The 1,545-nt window shown below is 63.8% G+C and carries 2 protein-coding genes; both read left to right on the forward strand.

What is annotated here, in order from left to right:
- The first annotated feature begins 234 nt into the window (after positions 1–234).
- The gene (locus ABGA98_RS45605; RefSeq protein ID WP_347624737.1) at positions 235–1,065 is read left to right on the forward strand and encodes a group II intron maturase-specific domain-containing protein; all 831 of its coding nucleotides are present in this window, start codon (positions 235–237) and stop codon (positions 1,063–1,065) included.
- Positions 1,058–1,405, forward strand: a complete 348-nt coding sequence (locus ABGA98_RS45610) for a transposase (protein WP_347624738.1) — start codon at positions 1,058–1,060, stop codon at positions 1,403–1,405. The genes ABGA98_RS45605 and ABGA98_RS45610 overlap by 8 nt, the downstream gene beginning before the upstream one ends.
- The last annotated feature ends 140 nt before the right edge of the window (positions 1,406–1,545 follow it).

Below are 1,545 nucleotides of genomic sequence, written 5' to 3' on the forward strand. Positions count from 1 at the left end.
CCGCCTGTTCGCGCACTGGAGGCTCGGCGCACGTCCTGACGGCTGGGCGATGGGAGCCGGATGAGTCGAGAGGTTCAAGTCCGGTTCTGCGAGAGGCCGGGGGTGCGATCCCCCCGGCCTACTCACCTGGTCGCCTGCTGTCACTCCCGGCAGCAAGCGGAGCAGGTCAAGGCACGGCTTGCGGCGTGGCTGGCCCCCAGGGGCCTGACCTTTAATGAGGAGAAGACGCGCATTGTGCATCTCTCCGAAGGTTTCGACTTCCTGGGATTCACTCTCCGTCAGTTTCACGGGCCCAAGCTGATCATCAAGCCAAGCAAGAAGGCGGTCATGCGGATACGGGAAAGGCTCACGGACGAGATGCGAAATCTTCGCGGATCGAATGTGGTGGCGGTCATCGCCAAACTCAACCCGATCATCCGGGGTTGGGCGGCCTACTACCGTGGGGTGGTGTCCAGCCGGGTCTTCTCGGACCTGGACTCTCACGTGTGGCGGCACACCTACAAGTGGGCCAAGCACTCCCACCCCAACAAGCCGAAGAAGTGGATCGTGCGCCGCTACTATGGCAAGTTCAACAAGTACAGGAACGACCACTGGGTGTTCGGCGATCGCAGCTGCATCAGCGAAAGCGGCGGCACTTTTCATATGGTCAAATTCTCCTGGACGAACATCGTCCGGCACCAGCTGGTTACCGGCAGGGCGTCGCCCGACGACCCCGACCTGCATGACTACTGGGCCAAAAGACGGAGGAAGGTCAAACCCCCACTGGACAATTACAACCTGAATCTGCTCGCCAAGCAGGAAGGCCGCTGTCCACTCTGCGGGGACTACATCCTCACCGCCTTTCAGCCACCGCAATCCCCGCACGAATGGGAACGCTGGTGGCTGAATACCGTCCGCAGAGCGGTAGCCGCCAGCTATCTCACTCACCTCGGACGAGATGGCACGCCGGACGGACCGCAGACACGCCTCGTGCACGCCTCCTGCCAACGCAGCCTCCGGGCCAGAACTCGCAGGAGGTCCGCAGCTTCTGCATCATCACCGCGAACGCCCCTGGGGCTTGCTTGAGCCGTGTGCCTGGCAAGCGGGCACGCACGGTTCTGAGGGGGCGGGGACGCAGCAATGCGTTCCCGCTACCCGACAGCCGGTACTCACCGCGTGGAAGGCCGCGCACCCGTCCGTCAGCGGCCACCAGGGCGGCTACGAGTTACGCGAGATCGTCAACGCCATCCGCTACCAGGGCCGGACCGGCGTGCAATGGGACTATCTGCCGCACGACCTGCCGCCCAAGAGCGCGGCGTACTACTACTTCGCCGTGCGCCACGAGGCGTTGCGCGACCGAGTGGAGGTGAAAGACCTCGACCGTGGGGCCGTCGCAGCGGTCCTATCGAAGATGGGAGCAGCCTGAGCCGGGGAACGCCGGGGAAGGCGGGAAGCAGCTCCGACAAAGCCGAGACGTCTCAGCACCGCCAGATGGGGTGGGCTCGGCAATCGAGACCAGAAGGTGCAGCGGAAGCGAATCAGTGGTTGAAGCCCCGTAAGAGTAGT

Origin of the sequence: Nonomuraea sp. B1E8, from assembly GCF_039871515.1 — a bacterium.
Classification (GTDB): Bacteria; Actinomycetota; Actinomycetes; order Streptosporangiales; family Streptosporangiaceae; genus Nonomuraea.